Raw genomic sequence first — 2,522 nt, forward strand, 5'->3', positions numbered from 1 at the left:
GCTCAGCGATGGCCTACGTGTTCCCGACACTTGTATCAATGGGTTTCGGTTACGCGGTGATTGAATTGTCGCTTAAGAAAACAATCATCGGTCGCACATGGGCGTGGGTCGGATTTTCGCTTGTTGCGATTGGCTCGATTACGGCGATGGTTCCCGTTGCAATGGGTCTTGCCTCAGTTTTATATACTTTCTATCCGCCGATGATAGGGAACGCCTTCTACTACATCGGCATTGTGCTGGTCGTGGTCGGTTCCTGGATTTGGGTTGTCTTAATGGCAATCAATCTTGCCGCGTGGAAGCGAGGGCATCGCGGAGAACCGGTGCCACTTCCGATGTTCATCAGCATGGCGAGTGCGTATTTGTGGGGTTGGACCGCCGTAGGCGCGGCCGTGGAGATCTTATTTCAGATATTACCGGTAGCACTCGGCTTCCGAACAACCATAGACGCCGGCCTCGCACGCGTGATTTTCTCCTGGACCTTGCATGCGATTGTCTATTTTTGGCTAATGCCGGCGTATATCGCGTACTACACGATCATTCCACGCGCGGTAGGAGGGCGCCTCTACAGCGATTCGATGGCGCGAGTGTCATTCATTTTGTTCCTCGTCGTGTCAATGCCTATTGGCATTCACCATCTGTTTGCAGACCCGCAAGTCGGATCAGGCTTTAAATTCATGCACTCAGTGTTCACCGCATTGGTCGCTGTCCCCACGCTGCTGACCATCTTCACCATCTGTGCGTCGTTAGAGATTGCCGCGCGACTCCGAGGCGGTCAAGGCAGCTTTGGCTGGATCAAGGCTCTGCCCTGGGAGAACCCGCTTATGCTGGCGGTGGCGTTCTCATTCGTGATGTTAGGTTTCGGGGGGGCCGGCGGCATCATCAATTCGAGCTATCAACTCGACTCTACTATCCACAATACTCAGTGGGTGACGGGCCACTTCCATCTGATTTTTGCAGGCGCCGTGGTCATCATGTATTTTGCGATTGCCTACGACCTCTGGCCGCATCTGATCGGCCGGGCGATGACCCAACTGCGGTTGATGCGTATCCAGCTATGGCTGTGGTTCGTGGGAATGATCGTGCTGACATTTCCGTGGCATTTCGTCGGCATACTCGGCATGCCGCGTCGCATGGCCTTTTTCGACTACGCAGATCCGAAGATTTCTGAACAGGCAATCTCGGTGATTATCTCCGTGATCGGTGGTTTCATTTTGGTGATCTCCGCAGCGTTATTTTTTATAGTCCTTATCAGGACGCATCGCAGCCCACGGGTGGTTATCGGTGAGTTCCGATTTAGCGAGGCGCTGCATCAGGCAAAAACCATCCCGGTTGCCTTGAACAGTTTTCGTCTTTGGTTGGCTCTGATGATTGGCCTGACCCTGTTCAACTACGGTTATCCAATCGTATCGCTGCTCGCGAGACCGGAGACGTCCGTGCCGGCAGTAATGATTGGAGGACCACTGCGGTGAATACTGAACGCGTGTTCTCCCTGCGTAATCGATGGTTCACCGTGACAGTCAGCGGGACTCTTGCGCTCGTCATATTCTCGGCACTGGTAGGATTTATTTGGTTGCCTTCAGCACAAAGCGATCAGCCTTTTCAAGGCGTCTGGAATGCAATTTGTAGCGCCGCCGGCGTTCCGCGGCACTGGTTACCCAGTCCGGGGAAGCCACCCGTCTCGTCGGTTCGAACGAGTTCCGTTGTGATGACTTCTCAGCTTTTAAACAAAGCCGACGAAGCATCGATAAAACGTGGCGCAACGTTGGCCACCCGATGCCTGGCTTGCCATAGCGCTACTCCAGTGGCTCAAAACTATTTTCCTATCCTTGCGGGGCAGCACGCCTCGGTTATATACAAACAACTGCACGACTTTCATTCAGGCGCGCGTGAGAATCCAATCATGACGGTGATGGCAGGGACCCTGGCAGATCAGGATATGCGTGATCTGGCAGAATATTACGCCAGCTTGCCAGGGGCGGCTACGCGCTTCAGCCTCATCGCGCGACACCCTCCGGCTATCGTCGCGAGCGGATCGCCAACGAGGAACATCGCATCCTGCGCCGCGTGCCACGGTCCGATGGGGCAGAAGCCCGGCAGCCCGATACTGCAAGGATTGCCCGCAACTTATCTAAGCATGCAGCTTCATGCCTTCTCGGACGGAACGCGGCACAACGACATCAATGGTCAGATGCGTAACGTAGCCCGCAATATGTCAGTTGACGAGATCGACGCCGCTGCCCGTTATTATTCTGAGGTGGCCGACAAACCACCGTGATAGTGTTTGAGTCGAACACTTCGTCGCGGATGCGAGAGTCCCGGCGCTATGCCGTAGGCCAACCGGCCGGACGAAAACGCTTCACGCAGGCAAAGAAAGTCGTGCCATGACATCGCCGGTCCGCGTGAACTTGGATTCGTGACCGCGACCAAGCGCTCAGGTCCTTCTAATTCGACAACACGTTGAACGCCACGTTCTTTCAAGGCGATGGCGCACTAACCCTATGGACGATTCATGTGCGACAAAA

Annotated in this window: 2 protein-coding genes; both read left to right on the forward strand. The window is 54.8% G+C overall.

Annotated elements, in window-relative coordinates; genetic code table 11:
* Positions 1-1,469 (forward strand): cbb3-type cytochrome c oxidase subunit I (locus WCA53_RS18855; protein ID WP_423913971.1); only part of this gene is annotated, 1,469 nt, incomplete at its 5' end.
* Entirely contained in the window at positions 1,466-2,275 is an 810-nt protein-coding gene (locus WCA53_RS18860; RefSeq protein WP_423913976.1) for a c-type cytochrome, read from the forward strand. The genes WCA53_RS18855 and WCA53_RS18860, both read left to right, overlap by 4 nt.
* Positions 2,276-2,522 lie beyond the last annotated feature (247 nt).

This window comes from Caballeronia sp. (assembly GCF_049581465.1).
Taxonomy (GTDB): domain Bacteria; phylum Pseudomonadota; class Gammaproteobacteria; order Burkholderiales; family Burkholderiaceae; genus Caballeronia.